This window comes from Rhizobium sp. RAF56 (assembly GCF_052113965.1).
GTDB lineage: Bacteria > Pseudomonadota > Alphaproteobacteria > Rhizobiales > Rhizobiaceae > Rhizobium.
Genome location: NZ_JBFRDU010000015.1, coordinates 101437 through 120982, shown reverse-complemented (window position 1 = coordinate 120982; position 19546 = coordinate 101437). Strand labels below are relative to the sequence as shown.

The following is a 19546-nucleotide window of genomic DNA, read 5'->3' as shown; positions in this document are numbered from 1 at the left end:
TTAAGTATTTGAATTGCTGCATATATTACAATAACTTAAAATATGACTTCCCCGCCGGCGCACAGACCCACAAGAAGGCACGGCCGGCTGGGCGATGAAGGAACCAACCAGAGAAGAGGAACATGGAATGAGTGACTACACGAAATATCTCGCCGGCCGCGCCACCTCGGGGGGTATGAGCCGGCGTGAATTCATGGGCCGCGCCATGGCGGCGGGCCTGACGCTCGCAGCCGCCGACGCACTGTTCACATCGACCGCAACCGCTGCCGAAACGCCCAAGAAGGGCGGCCACCTGAAAATGGGCCTTGAGGGCGGCGCGACTACCGATTCCAAGGATCCGGCCAAGAACCTGTCTCAGGTGACTTTCGCGTCCAGCCGCTGCTGGGGTGAAATGCTGGTCGAGTCGGACCCGTTTACCAGCCTCCCGCTGCCTGGGCTTGCCGAATCCTGGGAACCCTCGAAAGACGCTGTCACCTGGACCTTCAAGATCCGCAAGGGCGTGAAATTCCACGACGGCAAGGAACTGACGGTCGAAGACGTCGTCGCGACGCTGAAGCGCCATACCGATCCCAAGGCGCAGTCCGGCGCGCTCGGCGTCTTGAAGTCGATCAAGGAGATCAAGGCGGACGGCGGCAACCTGGTGGTTACCCTCAGCGAGGGCAACGCCGACATGCCGCTGCTGCTCAGCGCCTACCATCTTGTCATTCAGCCGAACGGCGGCCTGGACGATCCGGAAGCGGGTATCGGTACTGGCCCCTACAAGATGACCAGCTGGCAGCCCGGCGTGCGCGCGACCTACGAGAAGTTCAAGGACTATTGGCGTGACGATCGCGGTTTCGTCGATTCCGTCGAGATCGTCGTCATGAACGACGCGACCGCCCGCATGGCCGCGCTCTCCTCCGGCCAGGTGCAGTACATCAACCGCGTCGATCCGAAGACCGTCAACATGCTCAAGAAGGCGCCGAACGTCGAGATCCTGTCGACGGCCGGCAAGGGCCACTACGTCTTCATCATGCATTGCAACACGGCGCCGTTCGACAACAACGACCTGCGCCTCGCGCTGAAGTATTCCATGGACCGCGAGGAGATGGTCAAGAAGATCCTCGGCGGCTACGGCAAGGTCGGCAACGACTTCCCGATCAACGCCACCTATCCGCTGTTCTCCGAAGGCATCGAGCAGCGCACCTACGATCCTGATAAGGCGAAGTTCCACTACAAGAAATCCGGCCACGACGGCACCGTTTTGCTCCGGACGTCCGAAGTCGCCTTCCCAGGCGCGGTCGACGCGGCCGTTCTCTACCAGCAGAGCGCCAAGAAGGCCGGCATCAACATCGAGGTCAAGCGCGAGCCGGGCGACGGCTACTGGACGAACGTCTGGAACGTCCAGCCCTTCTCGACGTCGTACTGGGGTGGCCGACCGACGCAGGACCAGATGTATTCCACCGCCTATCTTTCGACGGCGGACTGGAACGACACCCGCTTCAAGCGGCCTGATTTCGACAAGCTGCTTCTCCAGGCGCGTTCGGAACTCGACGAAACGAAGCGCAAGGATCTTTATCGCCAGATGGCGATGATGGTTCGCGACGAAGGCGGCGTCATTCTGCCGATGTTCAACGACTTCGTGAACGCCTCCAGCAAGAAGGTGAAGGGCTACGTCCACGACGTCGGCAACGACATGTCGAACGGCTACGTTGCCATCCGCGTGTGGTTGGACAGCTGATATCTGCGCGGGCGACGCGTCGCCCGAAGAATTGGAGCCGGGACCGCGGGCTTGCCGCTTGCGGTCCTTACCTGTCTTCAGATCGAGGCGCCTTTTCATGTCCAATCCAGCCGAAACGGGCCCACCGAGCCTCAGACTGCGCGAGCGCTTTCCCCTCCTCGCGCTGATCTTCGAGCGGCTGGCGCTGAGCATTCTTCTGTTGTTCGCGGTATCGATCCTGATTTTCGGCGGCCTGGAAGCGCTGCCGGGCGATTTTGCGACGACCTATCTCGGCCAGTCCGCCACGCCGCAGGCGATCACCAATATCCGCGAGGAGCTCGGTATCAACCGGCCGATGACGACGCGCTATGCTGAATGGCTGGGCAACGCTCTGCACGGCGATTTCGGAACCTCCTGGGCTTCCAAGAATTCCGTGAGCGAACAGATCGCCAATAGGCTCGGAAACTCGCTTTTTCTTGCCGGTTTTGCCGCGATCATCGCCGTTCCGCTTGCAGTCGGCCTCGGCATGCTGTCGGTGCATTTCCGCAACCGCCTGCCTGACAAGGTCATCAACGTCATTTCGCTGGCGGCGATCTCGCTGCCGGAATTCTTCATCGGCTATTTGCTCATATACTTCTTCGCCGTGCAGTTCGGCATCGCCACCTTCCCCTCGACCGTCTACGCGGAAATGGGCTTGGTCGAGCGGCTGCAGGCGATCGCCCTGCCGGCGGCCACGCTCGTCCTCGTCGTGCTCGCGCACATGATGCGCATGACACGCGCGGCCATCCTGTCCGTCATGTCGTCGGCCTACATGGAAACGGCCGAACTCAAGGGCCTCACTGCCTTTCGCGCCATCGTCAAGCATGCGGCGCCGAACGCGTTGGCGCCGATCATCAATGTCGTCGCGCTAAACCTTGCCTATCTCGTCGTCGGTGTCGTCGTGGTCGAGGTGGTCTTCGTCTATCCGGGGATGGGACAGTACATGGTCGATGCGGTCACCGTGCGCGACATGCCCGTGGTGCAGGCCTGTGGGTTGATCTTCGCCGCCGTCTACATCTTCCTCAACATGGTGGCCGATATCCTTGCCATCGTCGCCAATCCACGCCTGAGGCATCCGCGATGAGATTGAGAGATATCCCCATCACCGCCTGGGTCGGCATCATCGGCATCGTCGTTGCGGCGATTTGCGCCGTCTTTGCTCCATGGCTCGCGCCGTTCGGCGAAACGGAGGTGCTAGGCGACGTCTGGGCGCCCGCCGACGCCCAGCACTTCTTCGGGCTCGACAATCTCGGCCGCGACATTCTCTCTCGGCTGATCTACGGCACCCGCACCACGCTGTCCGTGGCGCTCGGGGCAACGCTCATCTCCTTCTCGCTCGGCATCTTCCTGAGCTTCACGGCCGCCGTTTCGCGCGGCTTCATCGACCTCGTCTTCTCGCGCTTCAACGACCTGATGATGTCGATCCCGACGCTGATCTTCGCGCTCGTCGTGCTTGCCGTCCTGCCGCAGAACCTGATCGTGCTGATCCTCGTCATGGCGGTCCTGGATTCGACCCGTGTCTATCGCCTCGGCCGAGCCGTCGCGCTCGACGTGGCCGTGATGGAGTTCGTGGAGGCGGCAAAGCTTAGAGGCGAAGGCAAGATGTGGATCATCTTCCGGGAAATCCTGCCCAACACGCTGTCGCCGCTGCTTGCCGAATTCGGCCTGCGCTTCGCCTTCGCGATCCTGTTCCTCTCCACCCTCTCCTTCCTCGGTCTCGGCATCCAGCCGCCGGCGGCCGATTGGGGCGGCATGGTCAAGGACAATAAGGACGGCATCATCTTCGGCATCTCTGCCGCCCTTGTGCCGGGCGCGGCTATTGCGGCGCTTGCCATCTGTGTCAATCTGGTGGTCGATTGGCTCTTGAAACGCACTTCGAGCCTCAAGGGAGGACGCGGCGATGCCTGAGCTTCTTTCCGTTCGCAATCTAAAGATCGAGGCGACCAGCTATCCGCCGGGCGAACCGCCGAAGCGCGTCACCATCGTCGATGACGTCTCCTTCGACCTTCAAAAGGGCAAGGTGCTCGGCCTCATCGGGGAGTCGGGCGCCGGCAAATCCACGATCGGGCTTTCGGCACTCGCCTACGGCCGCGGCGGCGCCGAAATCACCGGCGGCGAGGTGCTCCTGGACGGTCAGAATATCCTGGCACTTGGCAAAGGTGGGATCAGAAAGGTGCGGGGCGCGCGCGTCTGCTATGTCGCGCAATCGGCCGCCGCCGCCTTCAACCCCGCTCACCGCCTTGGCGATCAGGTGATCGAAGCCTCCGTCAAGCACGGGCTCATGACCAAGGACGAGGCGCGCAAGCGTGCGCTTTATCTCTTCCGCGTTCTGGGCCTGCCCAATCCGGAAGGCTTCGGCGAGCGCTACCCGCATCAGGTCTCGGGCGGCCAGTTGCAGCGCGCAATGACGGCGATGGCGCTCTGCTCCAATCCGGAACTGATCGTATTCGACGAGCCGACGACGGCGCTCGACGTCACCACCCAGATCGACGTGCTCGCCGCCATCAAGCATGCGATCGAGGAGACCCATACGGCCGCCCTCTACATCACCCACGACCTTGCCGTCGTCGCTCAGATCTCCGACGACATCATGGTGCTTCGGTACGGCAAGACGGTCGAATACGGCACGGCTAGGCAGATTATCGAAGCGCCGAACGAGGCCTACACGCGCGCCCTCGTCAACGTCCGCCAGGAGCAGCGCGAAGAGGCGGCCGACCAGACGAAGCCGCTTCTAAAGGTCGAAAACGTCACGGCCGGCTATCCGAACGGCTTCAAGGTACTCTTCGACGTTTCGCTGCACGTTCCGAAAGGCCAGACGCTGGCGATCGTCGGCGAGTCCGGGTCGGGCAAGTCGACGCTCGCGCGCGTGATCACCGGCCTGCTGCCGGCGCTGCAGGGCAGCGTCACTTTCGACGGCAAGCCTCTGCCGCCGGCTCTCAAGGGCCGTACCAACGACGAGCTGCGACGTATCCAGCTGATCTATCAGATGGCCGATACCGCGATGAACCCGCGCCAGACGGTGCGCGACATCATCGGTCGGCCGCTGACCTTCTACTATGGGCTGAGGGGTGCTGCGAAGACGGCGCGCGTCAAGGAACTGCTCGAGCAGATCGAAATGGGCACGGGCTTCGTCGACCGCTATCCCGCCGAACTTTCGGGTGGGCAGAAACAGCGTGTCGCCATTGCCCGCGCGCTTGCCGCGGATCCGGAACTGATCCTGTGCGACGAACCGACCTCCGCCCTCGACCCGCTGGTGGCGGAAGGCATTCTGAAACTCTTGACCAGGCTGCAGCAGGAAAAGCAGCTCTCCTACATCTTCATCACCCACGATATCGCTATCGTCCGCGCCATCGCCGACTCGGTCGCCGTCATGCACCGGGGCAAGCTGGTCCGCTTCGGCCCGAAATCCAAGGTGCTGTCGCCACCCTTCGACGACTATACGGACCTGTTGTTGAAATCCGTGCCGGAAATGGAAATCGGTTGGCTGGAGAAGGTGCTGACGACGCGCAAAATGGAGAGCGCTGGGAATTGATGACCGTTGATCAACCTTGACGTGGCGGTCGCTCGGACCGATATTATGACCACAGTGGTCACAGGGAGATGACGGTGAAGGAAATCCAGCTCAGGGATGCGAAAGCGACGCTCTCCGCCGTGGTCGACGATGCACTGGGCGGGAACGCCTCGGTCATTACCCGCCACGGAGAGCGCACGGCGGTCATTATCTCCTATGAAGAATACCAGCGATTGAAGATGGTCCCTTCCTTCGGCTGGCTGCTTGGCAACGCGCCACTCGAAGACGACGATCTTCCCGTACGCCAGCCGGGCCGTACGCTGCGCGACGATAGCTTTTGATGTATCTGCTGGACACGAATGTCGTTTCGGCGGCCTCGCCGATAAGCCGGGATAACGAGCATACGGACGCCCTGCGCGCGTGGTTGAGCATGGCATCGGATAGGCTGTTCCTGTCCGCAGTGACGATCGCGGAAATAGAAATCGGCATCGCGAAGGCGCATCGCACAGGCGCAACACGCAAAGCGAAATTGCTTACACAATGGCTGGATCTGACGCTTCATCTCTATTTGGAACGCATCCTGCCGCTGGATACTGCCACTTCGCGCATCGCCGGCCGCCTTTTCGACCAAGCTGTAGGACGCGGTGGTAATCCCGGCTTTGAAGACGCCGCTATCGCCGCCACAGCTACGCAAGCAAATATGACCGTGCTCACAAGAAATGCACGGCATTTTCGGCTGATGGATGTCGCGTTTCTCGATCCTTTCGAAGGCCTGCCGGCGCTATAACATCCTTGATCCCAACGAATTGGAATATCCCATGACCGAGCGCAGCTTCACCGTCATCGAAAACCAGTGGATCACGCTCGCCGACGGAACGCGGTTGGCGGCGCGAATCTGGATTCCGGAGGGGGCGGAGGCCGACCCGGTGCCAGCGGTGTTCGAGTTCCTTCCCTACCGCAAGGCCGACGGTACGAGCCCGCGCGACGAATCGACCTATCCCGTCTTCGCCGCCGCCGGCATTGCCGGCGTCCGTGTGGACATTCGCGGCTCGGGAGAATCCGATGGCGTTATCGACGGAGAGTATACGGAACTTGAACTTGCAAACGCCTGCGAGCTGATCGCCTGGATCGCGGCACAGCCGTGGTCGAACGGCGCCGTCGGTATGATGGGCATCTCGTGGGGTGGGTTCAATTCTTTGCAGGTGGCGGCTTTGCGCCCTCCCGCGCTCAAGGCGGTAATCTCTATTGCATCGACCGTCGACCGCTACAATGACGACATCCACTATAAGAACGGCTGCCATCTTTCCGCGCAGCTCTCCTGGGCCGCGACCATGCTCGCCTACCAGTCGCGTGCACCCGATCCGTTCTTCGTCGGCGACCGCTGGAAGGAGATGTGGCTGGAGCGGCTCGAAAACGAGCCCTTCTTCCTCAAGGAATGGCTCTCCCACCAAAGGCGCGACGATTTCTGGCGGCATGGTTCGATCTGCGAGGATTTTTCCGCGCTGGAGGTGCCAGCGCTGGTGATTGCGGGCTGGGCGGATGGCTATCGCAACACGCCGCTTGCCGCCATCGAAGGCCTCGGTGGTCGCGCCAAGGCGATGGTTGGGCCCTGGATTCACAAGTATCCGCATTTCGCCTGGCCGAAGCCGCGTGCCGATTTCCACGGCGAGGCTATTCGCTGGTGGAACCGCTGGCTGCGCGGTGAGGAAAACGGCGCCGAGACGCTGCCGCAGGTGCGCGCCTATATTCTCGACGGCGTGCGTCCGGCACCCCGGCGCGAACGCGACCCCGGCTTCTGGATCGCCAAGGACGCTTGGCGGCCGCCTCAGATGCAATGCTTCTACGTCGAGCAATTCGGCACGCTGTCGGAGGGTATGCCGATCCCGCACGCGCCGCCGCACGACGTCTATCTCAAATCGCCGCTCGACACCGGCACCGCCTCCGGCGAATGGTTCACTCTGAAACCTGACGCCGAACTGGCGCTTGACCAGCGCGGCGACGACGCCGGGTCGCTCACCTTCCAGACAGCGCCGCTTGCCGAAGCGTTCGACTATCTTGGCCGTCCCGTGCTGACCGTGATGCTGAGTTCGGAGGCGGAGCTTGCAAATCTCTGCGCGCGGCTCGTCGACGTTCATCCGGACGGCACGGCCACCCGCGTCTCATTCGGCGTCCTAAATCTCGCGCATCGCGGCGGAAATGCCGCCCCTCAGCCGATGACACCGGGCGAGCGTACGCCGATCCGCCTTGTGCTCGACGCCTGCGGTTGCCGCTTCGGAAAGGGTCACCGCATCCGGCTCTCGCTTTCGACCTCCTACTGGCCGACAGTCCTGCCGCCGCCGGTCGATGGAGGTCTGTCGATCGACATCGCCTCGCTCGGCCTCGCGCTTCCGAAACTCGGGGAGCACGACAGGATAGAGGTCAAGGAGCCGGATAATCCCTCGCCGCTGCCGACCTATATCGAGTACAAGCCGCCGACGACGCGGCGCACCGTCACGCGCGAGCTCTCGGCCAACCGCACCGACTATCATATCTACGAGGACAGCGGCCTCGCCGAGCATCCAGGCACCGGGCTTGCGACCCGCGAATTGCGCGACGAAGTCTGGTCGATCGCGCCGGACGACCCGCTGTCGATGGCCGGAACCTCCGTCTGGACTTGCGACATGCACCGCGGCGATTGGTTCGTCAGAACGGTGACGATTTCGAAGATCCGCTGCACGAAGACCGACTGGCAGATAACCGGTACTGTCATCGCCTACGAGGCCGAGCAGCAGATTTTCGAGAAGGTCTTCGAGAAGGTCATCCCGCGCGACCTGATGTAGCCGCAAGCGAAAGCAGTGCCGCGAGCGCACGTTCGGCATCCGCCGACGGCACGAAGATATGATCGTGGAAATAGCCCGCCACGACATTGGCGCTGATCCCCTCACGGGTCAGGGCGGTCGCGAAGGCAGCGGTCAAGCCCACGGCCTCAAGGGCAGAATGAACGTTGAGCGTAATGCAGCGCATTGGCGCGCTCGCGGGGAGTTCCTGGGCCTTGGCCACCTCCGCAGGCAGGATGAGCGTCACGCCCTCCGCCTCGCGAAACAAACCGAGCGGCTTCAAGCGCAGAAGAGCCGCCAGCTTCGCTTCCGGGACGCTGCAATAGACGAACTCGCCCGGTGCGAGACTAGGCGTCATTGTGGAAAGCAGCACGTCAAGGTTGGTAATACCGCTCATAGTGACCCCGCAAGCCGGCTGACGGCAAGGCAGAGGGCTTGAAACCCGTCACGGGCACCGTCGCTCATGTGGCGGGCGCGCAGCCAGGCATGCACCATCTGCGGCTCTTCGCGAAACCAGACCTCGATGCCGGCGGCAGCAAGCCGTCCGGCATAGAGCCGGCCGTCGTCGCGCAAGGGATCGAAATGCGCGACCGTGATATAAGCGGGCGGCAGCCCGGCGACGGAGCGTGCAAGCAGCGGATGGGCGACCGGCTCGTCGGCCGGCGCTTTCAGGACGGCACGATAATAGCTTACATCGGCCGTGCTGAGGCCAGGTGCCTGTGCCATTTCATGGTAGGAACCGGAGACGAGATCGCCGCCAAGGCCGGGATAGATCAGCGCCTGGCCGATAATGCCGGAGAGGCCCTCGTCGCGTGCCCGCAGCGTCAGTCCCGCCGCAACGTTGCCGCCGGCGCTATCTCCGATGAGGACGACGCGAGCGCCCTCGCCGAGCATCAGTTTGAGGACCGTGAAGGCATCGTCCGTTTGCGCGGGCCAGACATGTTCCGGCGCGAGGCGATAGCCGACCGAGATGAGCTCGGCGCCGGCGAATTCGGCGAGTTCGGCGCAGATCGCATGATGGCTGTCGAGCGAGCCTAAAACGAAGCCGCCGCCATGGATATAGAGGAGCTTGGCGTTGGCCCGAACCCTAGCCGGGCGATAACGTCTGGTCGGCACGGCGCCGACAAGTGCGTCGTCGGTCGTCATACCCTCAGGCAATGGCCGGTCGAACCCCGCGCACAACGCATCGTACCAAATCCGCTGCTGCGCCACGGACGCGCTGACGGCGTCGGGCGGATAGAAGCTGTCCGAGAGGCGCAGGAATTCGAGGATGCCCGCGTCGGTCGGCATTGGCGGCTGGTCGCTGGCTTCAGGCATCTACGCCTCGCGTCGGTTTGCTCTCAGTCATCGTATCATCCGCATGCCACGGTGCATCACGAATCGCGCCATCAGCTGACGCGCAGAGAAGGTATGCGGCCTTTCGCTATCCCCGCGCCGCCGGTCCGCTGTTGACGTAAATCGCGTAAAGCGAGGAGGTCGCGGTAATGAAGAGCCGGTTGCGTCGGGGTCCGCCGAAGCAGACGTTGGCGACAGCTTCGGGCACAAGAATGCGGCCGATCAAGGTGCCGTCCGAGGTGAAGACCCGCACGGAATCACCGCTAGAGGCGAAGATATTGCCGTGGCGATCGACTCGGAAGCCGTCGAAGAGACCGACGTCGCAGGTGGCGAAGACCCGCCCTGCTCCGAGGCTGCTACCGTCGCCCGAGACCGAATAAGCCCGTATGGTCGCCGGCAGGCCGGGCACATGCGTGACGCCGGTGTCCGACACGTAAAGCACGCTTTCATCGACGGAGAAGGCAAGCCCGTTCGGCTTGACGAGATCACTGGCAACAAGCGTGATCGTGCCGTTCGCAGGATCGATGCGATAGACGTTCGACGCGCCGATCTCGGAAGGCGCTGTGTGGCCTTCATAGTCACTGTCGATGCCGTAGGTGGGATCGGAGAACCAGATGGAGCCGTCCGATTTGACCACCACGTCGTTTGGAGAGTTCAGCCGCTTGCCGTCGAAGCGATCGGCGAGCATGCGCCAACTGCCATCGTGATCGAGGCGGCTGACGCGCCGATTGCCGTGTTCGCAGGCAATGATTCGGCCCTCCAGATCGAGCGTGTGGCCATTGTGATAACCACATGGCGCCTCGAAGACACCGGTAGTTCCACCTACCTCGTCGTAGCGAAGGATCCGGTTGTTCGGAATGTCGGACCAGATGAGGTGGCGGGCGGCCGGCACGTAGACCGGTCCCTCCGTCCAGCGCCCACCCGTCCATAGGCGCTCCAGCCGCGCCGAACCGTTGATCAATTTGGAAAAGCGCGGATCGAGAATCTCGTAGTCGCTCATCGTTCCCCCCTGACAAGGCCGCCGCCGGTTCCTTCCGAACTTAGGCGCCAACGCATTGATAGCGAGCGACGGGCGGAGAAATCAAGGACACTCCGGGAGAGGTCGATACTTTGCCGCACAGTTGGCCTCGGCCAACTGTGCGGCAAAGTGGTTTCGTTTCCGACGATTCTATGGGATGCCATTCTAAGAGCGGCCTTGGATCCGAAACGATCTTCGTTACATTATACGACCAAGTTGATAGAGTTTAGTCGTAACCACGGAGGGTGACGATGCAGACGGTACGGCTATCCCGGCTTCTTGCCGCGGCGGTTTTGATTGGGAGTTTCTCGCTTGCGGACCTCTCCGCGGCCTGGAGCGCGGATACGACGCTTCTCAATGTATCCTACGATCCGACACGCGAATTATATAAGGATTTCAACGCCGCATTTGCCGCCAAGTGGAAGAAGGATACCGGCGATAGCATCAATATCAAAGCTTCTCACGGTGGCTCTGGCGCGCAGGCGCGTTCGGTCATCGACGGCCTTAATGCCGACGTGGTGACGCTGGCGCTCGAAGGCGACATCGACGCCATCGCCAAGGCGACCAAGAAAATCCCCGCTGACTGGAAGACGAAATTTCCAAACAACAGCGTCCCCTATACTTCCACGATCGTTTTCCTGGTCCGCAAGGGCAACCCGAAGGGCATCAAGGACTGGTCTGATCTTGTGAAGGACGGCGTCCAGGTCATTACGCCCAATCCGAAGACCTCGGGCGGCGCACGCTGGAATGTGCTTGCGGCCTGGGCCTGGGCTCGGCAGGCGAACGGCGGCGACGACGCCAAGGCGCGGGAATACGTGACGCAGCTCTTCAAGCACGTGCCGGTGCTCGATACCGGCGCGCGCGGCGCCACGACGACCTTCGTGCAGCGTGGCCTCGGCGACGTGTTGCTCGCCTGGGAAAACGAAGCCTATCTCTCGCTTGAAGAGCTTGGCCCCGATCAGTTCGAAATTGTAACTCCCTCCGTCTCGATCCGCGCCGACCCGCCGGTTGCCGTCGTCGAGGGAAATGCCGACGCCAAAGGCACGCGCAAGGCGGCGGAGGCTTACCTCTCCTATCTCTACGCCGATGAGGGGCAGAAAATCGCGGCGAAGCACTTCTATCGCCCGATCAAGCCAGAAGCAGCTGATCCCAAGGATATTGCCCGCTTTCCCAACTTGAAGCTTGCGACGATCGACGATTTTGGCGGCTGGAAAGAAGCGCAGCCGAAATTCTTCGCCGACGGTGGTATATTCGACCAGATCTACAAGCCGGGAAAATAATACCTTATGCAGGCAGCATCCCGCAGGCGGTGGCGGTTCAGGCAGCCGAGTGTCATTCCGGGCTTCGGAATGGCGCTCGGCGTTACGCTGATATGGCTCACCTTCATCATCCTTATTCCGATTTCCGGGCTCGCCTGGAAATCGAGCGCTCTTGGCTGGGAGAAATTCTGGTCGATCGGACTTGACCCGCGGACGATCGCCGCGCTTCGCATGAGTTTCGGCGGGGCGCTGATTGCCGCCTTCGTCAACGCCGTGTTCGGGGTCATTTTGGCCTGGGTCCTGGTGCGATACCGTTTCCCGGGCAAACGCATCCTCGACGCTGTGGTCGACCTGCCGTTTGCGCTGCCGACCGCCGTCGCGGGCATTGCGCTGACCACGCTCTACGCCCCCAACGGCTGGATAGGCCAATATCTGACGCCGCTCGGCATCAAGATCGCATTCACGCCAGCAGGCGTCGTGGTCGCGCTGATCTTCATCGGCCTGCCTTTCGTGGTCAGAACGGTGCAGCCGGTGATGGAGGAGATCGACCGCGAGGTCGAGGAAGCGGCTGCCACACTCGGCGCCAATCGCTTCCAGACGATCACCCGCGTCCTGCTGCCGGGCCTCGCGCCGGCCGTGCTCACCGGCTTCGCGCTTGCCTTCGCGCGCGCCGTCGGCGAATACGGATCGGTAATCTTCATTGCCGGAAATCTTCCCTATGTATCTGAAATTGCACCGCTTCTCATCGTGATACGCCTTGAGGAATACAACTATTCCGCCGCAACCGCGATCGCGGCCTTGATGCTGATCATCGCCTTTGCCATGTTGCTGGTGATAAACCTCATCCAGACTTGGAGCAGGCGGAGGTACGGCTATGGCGTATGACGCGATCTCCCCGGCTCCGGCCAAGGTTCACTCGGTCATTACCGAAAGCAAGGTCGCCCGCTGGACGCTGGTGATCGTCTCGCTGGTTTTCCTGGCGCTCATGCTGCTGCTGCCACTGGCGGCCGTCTTCGTGGAGGCTTTCCGAAAGGGGCTCGGCACGTTCTTCGAAGCGCTGCAGGACCAGGAGACCTTTGCCGCGATCCGCCTGACACTGATCGTTGCCGGCATCAGCGTACCGCTCAATCTCGTATGCGGGGTCGCCGCCGCCTGGGCGATCGCCAAATTCGAGTTCAAGGGCAAAGCCTTCCTTACCACCCTGATCGACCTGCCGTTTTCCGTCTCGCCTGTCATCGCGGGTCTCGTCTTCGTGCTCCTCTTCGGATCCAACGGCGTGCTTGGCCCGTTCTTTGAAAGCCACGGCATCAAGATACTGTTCGCGGTGCCCGGACTGGTGCTCGCGACCATGTTCGTCACTTTCCCGTTCGTCGCCCGCGAACTGATCCCCCTGATGCAGGAGCAGGGAACGGCGGACGAGGAGGCAGCCTTGTCGCTCGGGGCGAGCGGATGGCAGACCTTCTGGCATGTCACGCTGCCGAATATCAAATGGGGGCTGCTCTATGGCGTGCTCCTCTGCAACGCCCGTGCGATGGGTGAATTCGGCGCAGTCTCGGTCGTCTCTGGCCATATTCGCGGCGAAACGACGACCATGCCGCTGCAGGTTGAGATTCTGTACAACGAGTATAATTTTGCAGGCGCCTTTGCGGTCGCGAGCCTGCTTGCGCTATTGGCTCTCGTCACGCTCGTACTGAAGACGGTGCTGGAAATGCGCTACAGCGAGGAAATCGCTGCCAGCCGGCGTCACTAAAGGAATTTTTGATGGAAGTTCGCGTACAGAATCTGCGCAAGGAATTCGGCCGCTTTCCGGCCTTGGACAATGTTTCCCTTGATATCCGCTCCGGTGAGCTGATCGCCCTGCTCGGGCCGTCGGGGTCCGGCAAGACAACCCTGCTGCGCCTCATCGCGGGGCTCGAGAGCCCTACCGATGGACTAATCTTCTTTGGCGACGAGGATGCGTCCAGGAAGACCGTGCAGCAGCGCAACATCGGCTTCGTTTTCCAGCACTATGCCCTGTTTCGCCACATGACGGTGCTCGACAACATCGCCTTCGGGCTGAAGGTACGCCCCGGTTCCCGCCGCCCACCGCGCGCGGAGATCCGCAAAAGAGCGTTGGAACTGCTTGAGCTTGTACAGCTTTCGGGTCTCGAAAAGCGCTATCCGGCGCAGTTGTCCGGCGGCCAGCGCCAGCGCGTGGCATTGGCACGCGCCATGGCCGTCGAGCCGAACGTGCTGTTACTCGACGAGCCCTTCGGGGCGCTCGACGCGCAAGTCCGCAAGGATCTGCGAAAGTGGCTGCGCGAGATCCACGACCGCACGGGCCACACCACGGTCTTCGTCACGCACGATCAGGAAGAGGCGCTCGAACTTGCCGACCGCATCGTCGTGCTGAGCCAAGGCAGGATCGAACAGGTGGGTACGCCCGACGAGATCTACGACGCGCCGAACTCGCCCTTCGTCTTCGGATTCATCGGCCAGTCGAACTGTCTCAACGTCCGCGTCGCCGACGGCGAAATCTGGTTCGACGATCGCCCGCTCGGCCTAACGGCGCGCGGCGAACCCGAGGGCCCGGCCAAGCTCTATTTCCGCCCGCACGACGTCGAACTGCGGGACGGCTGCGGCGGCTGTGTGGCCGGCCTCTTGGCAGCGAGCCGGCGCGTTGCCGGCACCCGCCATCTCGAGATCAATATCGGTGCGAACCACGATCACGTCGAGATCGAGCTGCCGCCCGACAAGGCGGGCGCCCTCGACCGCAATCGCATCGCGTTCCGGCCGACACGTTGGAAGTTGTTCCGCGAGGGATGATGCTTTAGCGCTGGACCGCAAGCGTCGGACGAGTTGCCACAGGGCTTGGCAAGCCGACCAACTTCCACGCTATTCCCCAAGCGTTTCCGGTCAGGGAAACGCTCTCTTGCTTGCTTTGGCCAGTTCCGGAGACGTTTGCCGGAACTGCTCTAATTCACATTAAGGTGCGCCTCGCGGGTGGCCGTCATGAACGCCATGCGGGCTTCCTCCGCGCTACGCCTGCCTGCGAGTGCTGCGCGGCAGAGCATGCGGGCGCTGACGTAGTTCGGTCCGCGCTGGTCCGGCCAAAGGTCGGCCAGACAACGCAAGGCTTCCGACGGTCCGTCAATTTTCCGCACGACGCCACGCATAAAAGCGATCTTCACAGGATCTTCCCAGTGCACGTGCTGCATCGCCTGATCCTCACCAGATGACGATAACCCAAGTAAACGCGCACGCAGCCGTGAAGTTCCGTCCCCCTGCTAAAAAATCTCAGCCGGCAACATTGATGACGACCCTGCCCCGAATGCGCCCCTCAAGCACCGCCTCGGCGGCAGCCTGGGCATCCGCCAGCGGCCGTTCTTGGGTGATCAGGTCAAGCTTGGTGATGTCGAGCAGCGCAGCGAGACGCTCCCAGGCTGCCGCGCGGTCGGCGATTGGCCGATAGACACTGTCGATGCCATAGAGCGTGATGCCTCGAAGGATGAACGGGGCGACGGTTGCCGGAAAGTCCATGCCCTGCGCCAGCCCGCAGGCAGCGACGGCGCCGCGATACTTCATGCCGGCGCAGACATTAACAAGCGTGTGGCTGCCGACGCTGTCGATCGCGCCCGCCCAGCGTTCCCGGGCGAGCGGCTTGCCGGGCAGGGAAAATTGCGCGCGGTCTATGACCTCGGCCGCACCGAGGGACTTCAAATATTCTGTTTCCGCAAGCTTGCCAGTAGAGGCAACCACCCTGAAGCCGAGGGTCGACAGAAGCGCCAACGCAAAACTGCCGACGCCGCCTGACGCGCCGGTGACAAGCAGCTCTCCACTTGCCGGCGTCAGCCCGTGACGCTCGAGCGCCATAATCGCGAGCATCGCGGTATAGCCCGCCGTGCCAATCGCCATCGTCTGGCGCATCGACAGGGCCTCGGGCCGCTTGATCAGCCACTCGCCTTTGACGCGGGCACGCTCCGCAAGGCCGCCCCAATGCACCTCGCCGACACCCCAGCCGTTGAGGATGACCTCGTCGCCGGCAGCAAATCCGGGATGGTTGCTCTCCTCAACAATCCCGGAGAAATCCACGCCGGGCACCATCGGGAAGCGCCGCACGACCGGGCTTCTGCCGGTGAACGCGAGCCCCTCCTTGTAGTTGATGGTCGAATAGGCAACGCGAACGGTAACATCGCCCTCGGGCAGATCTTTCTCATCCAGATCTGTCAGTGCGACGGTTTGAACATCGCCGATCTTATCGATCAACCACCCCTTGAACATCTCATTTCCCCATGTGTGCGAGCGCCCCCTTCAGATAGAGCGGCAGTGACCATCGGGCAATTGCAACGGGCGCTGTATGGCGCACCTCGTTCAGGGTTCATTCCGGCCCCGAGGCGCGCTGGAGGAACCGAAGCACGTGAATCGTGCGCGATGTACTTCAGCGGCCACGTGGAGTATGCTTGGGTGTGCTGCCCTCGGGTCTCTCGTCTAGTCTCAAACGCCTGAATGCCGATGGGTGCGAGGCTGTGCAGCAGGAGTGGGAAGCGAATTTCATTCAGAGTTCGAAGTGAAGCCGGATCTACGGCGTTTACTCGTGCCCACTCATGGAAATTCGGATTAGGTCTTATCAAGCCGCGAGGAGAGCGGACTTGCCAGCAATTCTCGCCGACAAGCATCAGATTTGTAGGGTGGGACGGGGCTGAGGACCAAATGGCCCTCAATGCCGCCGTACCAAACGGGGGAGGCTAACATGCATCCGAATACAAATGCAGCACTCGAAAAGGAAAACATACTGGTCGACCTTCTCGCTGCTACAGCAGCGGCGTTTGCGAAATCGACTGCTGAAAATTCAATGGAAGCTGACATCTTGAACGCATGGGCGGCGGATCTTCTGAGACACAAGGAAGTCAACGAAACATACCAAAAACTCAGCGACTCAGGTTTCGACAGCCAAGCTGACGAGGAACTGGAAATCCTGAAGGGGTTTCGCGCTACGCTAGCGGGTAAGAGCGGCTACATCGCCAAGTGCTGGAGCAACCATTTCGAGGACGACATAAATCTACTTGCGTCTCTCAAATAGACGAAGCCTTCGTTGGGCTCCCAGCTGCGTTACGATATCGCTATGTTCGGCACTAGTCTGATTGGAAAGATCAGGCTTGAAAGTGGTGCGGCCGTGCGCGCGACATGGCTAAGCCCGTATTGGCTTCGCGATTTTGTGCCCTGCTGAGCCAAGCAGCAAAGCGAAATCATCATGTCGAAAAAGGAACATATCGAGGTTATTCGCGAATTCACCGACTACATCGTCAATTTCGTTGAACAGCCGCGGCCCGAAATGGGAAACATGCCAGTCTGTCCGTTTGCGCGAAAAGCTCGGCTGGACAGCAGTATGAGAATAGAGGTGATGGAATTGACTTCGGGTGCCATCACCCCTCACCTGACTTCGTTGGCGCGGGAGTCGAGCCTCGACTTGATAATCTGCGTTCACCCCGAAAAGAACGGACTGTCTTACGGCGAGGTCTATCGACTAGCCGGCGAGTTGAACGAGTTGCTACCCGCCCTCAACATCTTGGCGCTTGCCGGACATCCCGATGACCCATTCAACATCGACGGTCTGTATACCCGGAGGGAGCCCTATCCGAATATTCAACTCCTACGTCGGGATGTTGGAGAGCGGGCTTACCGGAGCCTCGAAAGCTCTGGATACTACGACCGTTGGACTGAGGAAAACTTTCGTGATCTCATCCCAATGATGTCGAAATGTCCGGTGCTCCCCCCAAAGGCTTGTTGACGGCTACCCCACTCACAGGCGCGTTGGCTATCGGCGCAACGCCTAGTTCGGTCACTCAGGTATTCCAGCGCGACGCATCCTCGCGACCCACCGGTCAAGCAGATCCTTTGTCTTATATGGAGATCGCGCCTGGAGTTCTGAAATGGATACGCTCGGATTTAATACCAGCATCTGTTGCACGACCTTTTGCGCGTCGTCGGGCCTCCCGATCTTTGGGTCGGCGTAGGATGCCGCCAAGGAGGGCAAGACCCAAAGCTCGTCCTCATTCGGATCCGGACCAATCGTCTGTTCAAGGGTCTCGATGGCCTTATCAGGCATATCGGCCTCGGCATAGGCCCATCCAAGAAATTCCAGATACCATGGCGCATGGAAGGGATTGAGACGGATTGCCTCTTGTATCTGATTGACCGCTTGGCCCGCTTGCCCAGTGTAGATTAAGAGATTGGCCATTTCAGCGAGGAGTTCAGCGTCGTTCGGATTCAAATCGCGGGCACGCTGATAGCTGGCGAGCGCTTTGTCGTGCTGGCGGCTGAACAAACAAGCCCACCCAAGTGCCCATTGATTATGGTAGTCATTTCCATCAAGGCGCACTGCCGTTTCGGCCATATCCAGCGCGAGCTTAAGGGTTTTATCAGAGTCATCCGTCCACTCGAAATCGTAGTCGGATGAATAGGACCAGGCGAGGCCTGCATAGGCTCGGGCATAGTTCGGATCGACGGTTCTTGCTTTCTCAAAAAAATCCCGCGCCGCGAGGTTGTCCTCGCGTGTAAACTTGTACCATTCCTGCCAGCCTCGCATGAGGTAATCGTATGCAGTGAAGCTGTTCGGGTCCTTCGTTGAGAGGCGAGCCAACTCGGCATCGGCGAGTTTACCATTCGTCCCCATCAGCGTTCCGGCGATGTTCCGCGTGATCTCGTCGCGAATATCAAAAATATTGCTCACATGCCTGTCGTACCGGTCCGCCCAAATCTGGCTCCCCGTGCCCGCATCAACCAGTTGCGCCGTTACACGGACGTTTTGATCGGCGTGTTGGATGGTGCCCTCAACGACATAGTGGACATGAAGCTCTCTTCCCACTTGGCGAATATCTACCGGCTTGTCCTTGTAGCCCAATGTCGAGTTGCGAGCCATGACCAAAAGATCTGGAAACTTGGCCAACGCCGTCGTCAACTCTTCGGTAATTCCGTCGGCAAGGTACTGCTGATCGCCTGTCGCACTTAGGTCGCTAAAGGGAAGTATAGCTATGGCCGGACGTTCCGGCATAGAAAGTCTACCGAAATGGCTGAAGAAAGCAGTGCGCATCGCGGGCGGAGCAGCAACATAACTGGCCGCTGCTATCAACGATAAAACCAAAACGGCCAAGCCAGCATGGAAAGCGAGGCGCCGGCGGCCTCTCGTGCGCGAAAACAGCTTTCTAAACCAAGGCAATGGTCCTTCGAGGATCCGATAGACCCGGACCGGTTCCTCGATGTTCTTCAAATGGATATCGCCGATATCCTGAAATGACATCTCCACAATTTTTCGAACCTGCTCGTATACGGTCTGGGAAATGCAAACTCCTCCCGGCTCGGCCAACTGTTCTAATCGAGCAGCGACATTCACGCCTGTTCCATAGACGTCGCTGTCTTCGGCGATGACATCTCCCAAGTTGACACCGATGCGGAACTGCATGCGCCTTTCTTTGGAGACCGACGTGTTGCGATCGGCAATCTCATGCTGAATCTCGACAGCACAGCGAATTGCCTCAACGATACTTGGAAATTCGGCGACGACGCTGTCGCCAGCCTTGCTGAAGACACGGCCGCGATGTGCGGCGATTGCAGACTCCAGGACACTGCAATACGAACGCAACGTCTCCGTGGAGACCTCGTCGTTGAGCTCCGTAAGGTGACTGTACCCAGCCACATCCGCAGCGAGAATCGCAGCAAGTCGACGTTCCATGGTAAAGCAACCCCAAGTGGGCAACACAAAACTGAAACGACCTCAGGATCGTAACTGAGCGGACCGTCCGAGGCCAGATAAATAATGAGCGCCCATGGCCGGCCAACACTGCGGCAATTCCTGGCTTCAGCTGAGCCCGACGCATTGCAATAGTGGGGCGA

At 60.9% G+C, this 19546-nt stretch carries 19 protein-coding genes; 13 read left to right on the top strand and 6 right to left on the bottom strand.

Translation table 11 applies throughout. The features are described from left to right. The first annotated feature begins 127 nt into the window (after window positions 1-127). From AB4048_RS14880 to AB4048_RS14850, 7 genes are all read left to right on the top strand, one after another. Window positions 128-1720, top strand: a complete 1593-nt coding sequence (locus AB4048_RS14880; protein ID WP_442202738.1) for an ABC transporter substrate-binding protein — start codon at window positions 128-130, stop codon at window positions 1718-1720. A 97-nt stretch (window positions 1721-1817) separates the two neighbouring features. Beyond that, window positions 1818-2822 (top strand): ABC transporter permease, encoded by a 1005-nt coding sequence (locus AB4048_RS14875; RefSeq protein WP_442202737.1) that lies wholly within the window; start codon window positions 1818-1820, stop codon window positions 2820-2822. Further along, complete coding sequence (locus AB4048_RS14870) at window positions 2819-3646, top strand: ABC transporter permease (protein WP_442202736.1); 828 nt, start codon at window positions 2819-2821, stop codon at window positions 3644-3646. Before AB4048_RS14875 ends, AB4048_RS14870 begins: the two co-directional genes overlap by 4 nt. Next, complete coding sequence (locus tag AB4048_RS14865; protein ID WP_442202735.1) at window positions 3639-5270, top strand: ABC transporter ATP-binding protein; 1632 nt, start codon at window positions 3639-3641, stop codon at window positions 5268-5270. The genes AB4048_RS14870 and AB4048_RS14865 overlap by 8 nt, the downstream gene beginning before the upstream one ends. Window positions 5271-5344: 74 nt before the next feature. Continuing rightward, on the top strand, window positions 5345-5590 hold the full coding sequence (locus AB4048_RS14860) for a type II toxin-antitoxin system Phd/YefM family antitoxin (RefSeq protein WP_442202734.1): 246 nt from the start codon (window positions 5345-5347) through the stop codon (window positions 5588-5590). Continuing rightward, window positions 5590-6036 (top strand): PIN domain-containing protein, encoded by a 447-nt coding sequence (locus tag AB4048_RS14855; protein ID WP_442202733.1) that lies wholly within the window; start codon window positions 5590-5592, stop codon window positions 6034-6036. Before AB4048_RS14860 ends, AB4048_RS14855 begins: the two co-directional genes overlap by 1 nt. A gap of 31 nt (window positions 6037-6067) precedes the next feature. Next, a complete protein-coding gene (locus tag AB4048_RS14850) occupies window positions 6068-8068 on the top strand; it encodes a CocE/NonD family hydrolase (protein WP_442202732.1) in 2001 nt (666 codons plus the stop codon). Here AB4048_RS14850 and AB4048_RS14845 read toward each other — a convergent pair. The 3 genes from AB4048_RS14845 to AB4048_RS14835 form a co-directional block, all read right to left on the bottom strand. Further along, complete coding sequence (locus tag AB4048_RS14845; RefSeq protein WP_442202731.1) at window positions 8046-8462, bottom strand: ACT domain-containing protein; 417 nt, start codon at window positions 8460-8462, stop codon at window positions 8046-8048. The two genes, AB4048_RS14850 and AB4048_RS14845, sit on opposite strands and share 23 nt — an antisense overlap. Then, window positions 8459-9382 carry an alpha/beta hydrolase gene (locus AB4048_RS14840; RefSeq protein WP_442202730.1) on the bottom strand — a complete coding sequence of 308 codons (924 nt, stop codon included), beginning with the start codon at window positions 9380-9382 and terminating at the stop codon, window positions 8459-8461. Before AB4048_RS14840 ends, AB4048_RS14845 begins: the two co-directional genes overlap by 4 nt. A 106-nt stretch (window positions 9383-9488) precedes the next feature. Further along, on the bottom strand, window positions 9489-10400 hold the full coding sequence (locus tag AB4048_RS14835; RefSeq protein WP_442202729.1) for an SMP-30/gluconolactonase/LRE family protein: 912 nt from the start codon (window positions 10398-10400) through the stop codon (window positions 9489-9491). A 269-nt stretch (window positions 10401-10669) separates the two neighbouring features. Here AB4048_RS14835 and AB4048_RS14830 point away from each other — a divergent pair, with 269 nt between their 5' ends. The 4 genes from AB4048_RS14830 to AB4048_RS14815 are packed head-to-tail and all read left to right on the top strand — an operon-like array spanning window position 10670 to window position 14482. Further along, window positions 10670-11698: a sulfate ABC transporter substrate-binding protein gene (locus AB4048_RS14830; protein ID WP_442202728.1), complete on the top strand. Its 1029-nt coding sequence runs from the start codon at window positions 10670-10672 to the stop codon at window positions 11696-11698. 6 nt (window positions 11699-11704) lie between these two features. Beyond that, window positions 11705-12562, top strand: coding sequence for a sulfate ABC transporter permease subunit CysT (cysT, locus tag AB4048_RS14825; protein WP_442202727.1), 858 nt, complete (start codon window positions 11705-11707; stop codon window positions 12560-12562). Continuing rightward, window positions 12552-13427 carry a sulfate ABC transporter permease subunit CysW gene (gene cysW, locus AB4048_RS14820; protein WP_442202726.1) on the top strand — a complete coding sequence of 292 codons (876 nt, stop codon included), beginning with the start codon at window positions 12552-12554 and terminating at the stop codon, window positions 13425-13427. The genes cysT and cysW overlap by 11 nt, the downstream gene beginning before the upstream one ends. An 11-nt stretch (window positions 13428-13438) precedes the next feature. Next, on the top strand, window positions 13439-14482 hold the full coding sequence (locus tag AB4048_RS14815; protein WP_442202725.1) for a sulfate/molybdate ABC transporter ATP-binding protein: 1044 nt from the start codon (window positions 13439-13441) through the stop codon (window positions 14480-14482). Between the two features lie 149 nt (window positions 14483-14631). Here AB4048_RS14815 and AB4048_RS14810 read toward each other — a convergent pair whose 3' ends face one another. Together AB4048_RS14810 and acuI are read right to left on the bottom strand one after the other, a co-directional pair. After that, window positions 14632-14874 (bottom strand): DUF982 domain-containing protein, encoded by a 243-nt coding sequence (locus tag AB4048_RS14810; protein WP_442202724.1) that lies wholly within the window; start codon window positions 14872-14874, stop codon window positions 14632-14634. Window positions 14875-14953: 79 nt separating this feature from the next. Continuing rightward, the gene (gene acuI, locus AB4048_RS14805) at window positions 14954-15937 is read right to left on the bottom strand and encodes an acrylyl-CoA reductase (NADPH) (protein WP_442202723.1); all 984 of its coding nucleotides are present in this window, start codon (window positions 15935-15937) and stop codon (window positions 14954-14956) included. Between the two features lie 469 nt (window positions 15938-16406). On the opposite strand from acuI, the gene AB4048_RS14800 reads away from it, so the two are divergent. Beyond that, on the top strand, window positions 16407-16736 hold the full coding sequence (locus tag AB4048_RS14800; protein ID WP_442202722.1) for a hypothetical protein: 330 nt from the start codon (window positions 16407-16409) through the stop codon (window positions 16734-16736). A 171-nt stretch (window positions 16737-16907) separates the two neighbouring features. Next, window positions 16908-17444, top strand: coding sequence for a hypothetical protein (locus tag AB4048_RS14795; RefSeq protein WP_442202721.1), 537 nt, complete (start codon window positions 16908-16910; stop codon window positions 17442-17444). Between the two features lie 51 nt (window positions 17445-17495). Here AB4048_RS14795 and AB4048_RS14790 read toward each other — a convergent pair whose 3' ends face one another. Then, window positions 17496-19385, bottom strand: coding sequence for an adenylate/guanylate cyclase domain-containing protein (locus AB4048_RS14790; RefSeq protein WP_442202720.1), 1890 nt, complete (start codon window positions 19383-19385; stop codon window positions 17496-17498). Between the last annotated feature and the right edge of the window lie 161 nt (window positions 19386-19546).

Excerpts from the sequence above, each read along its gene's own strand:
- AB4048_RS14880 (WP_442202738.1), top strand. The coding sequence starts at position 128 with ATGAGTGACTACACGAAATATCTCGCCGGCCGCGCCACCTCGGGGGGT.
- AB4048_RS14875 (WP_442202737.1), top strand. The coding sequence starts at position 1,818 with ATGTCCAATCCAGCCGAAACGGGCCCACCGAGCCTCAGACTGCGCGAG.
- AB4048_RS14870 (WP_442202736.1), top strand. The coding sequence starts at position 2,819 with ATGAGATTGAGAGATATCCCCATCACCGCCTGGGTCGGCATCATCGGC.
- AB4048_RS14865 (WP_442202735.1), top strand. The coding sequence starts at position 3,639 with ATGCCTGAGCTTCTTTCCGTTCGCAATCTAAAGATCGAGGCGACCAGC.
- AB4048_RS14855 (WP_442202733.1), top strand. The coding sequence starts at position 5,590 with ATGTATCTGCTGGACACGAATGTCGTTTCGGCGGCCTCGCCGATAAGC.
- AB4048_RS14850 (WP_442202732.1), top strand. The coding sequence starts at position 6,068 with ATGACCGAGCGCAGCTTCACCGTCATCGAAAACCAGTGGATCACGCTC.
- AB4048_RS14845 (WP_442202731.1), bottom strand. The coding sequence starts at position 8,462 with ATGAGCGGTATTACCAACCTTGACGTGCTGCTTTCCACAATGACGCCT.
- AB4048_RS14840 (WP_442202730.1), bottom strand. The coding sequence starts at position 9,382 with ATGCCTGAAGCCAGCGACCAGCCGCCAATGCCGACCGACGCGGGCATC.
- AB4048_RS14835 (WP_442202729.1), bottom strand. The coding sequence starts at position 10,400 with ATGAGCGACTACGAGATTCTCGATCCGCGCTTTTCCAAATTGATCAAC.
- AB4048_RS14830 (WP_442202728.1), top strand. The coding sequence starts at position 10,670 with ATGCAGACGGTACGGCTATCCCGGCTTCTTGCCGCGGCGGTTTTGATT.
- cysT (WP_442202727.1), top strand. The coding sequence starts at position 11,705 with ATGCAGGCAGCATCCCGCAGGCGGTGGCGGTTCAGGCAGCCGAGTGTC.
- cysW (WP_442202726.1), top strand. The coding sequence starts at position 12,552 with ATGGCGTATGACGCGATCTCCCCGGCTCCGGCCAAGGTTCACTCGGTC.
- AB4048_RS14815 (WP_442202725.1), top strand. The coding sequence starts at position 13,439 with ATGGAAGTTCGCGTACAGAATCTGCGCAAGGAATTCGGCCGCTTTCCG.
- AB4048_RS14810 (WP_442202724.1), bottom strand. The coding sequence starts at position 14,874 with ATGCAGCACGTGCACTGGGAAGATCCTGTGAAGATCGCTTTTATGCGT.
- acuI (WP_442202723.1), bottom strand. The coding sequence starts at position 15,937 with ATGTTCAAGGGGTGGTTGATCGATAAGATCGGCGATGTTCAAACCGTC.
- AB4048_RS14800 (WP_442202722.1), top strand. The coding sequence starts at position 16,407 with ATGCATCCGAATACAAATGCAGCACTCGAAAAGGAAAACATACTGGTC.
- AB4048_RS14795 (WP_442202721.1), top strand. The coding sequence starts at position 16,908 with ATGTCGAAAAAGGAACATATCGAGGTTATTCGCGAATTCACCGACTAC.
- AB4048_RS14790 (WP_442202720.1), bottom strand. The coding sequence starts at position 19,385 with ATGGAACGTCGACTTGCTGCGATTCTCGCTGCGGATGTGGCTGGGTAC.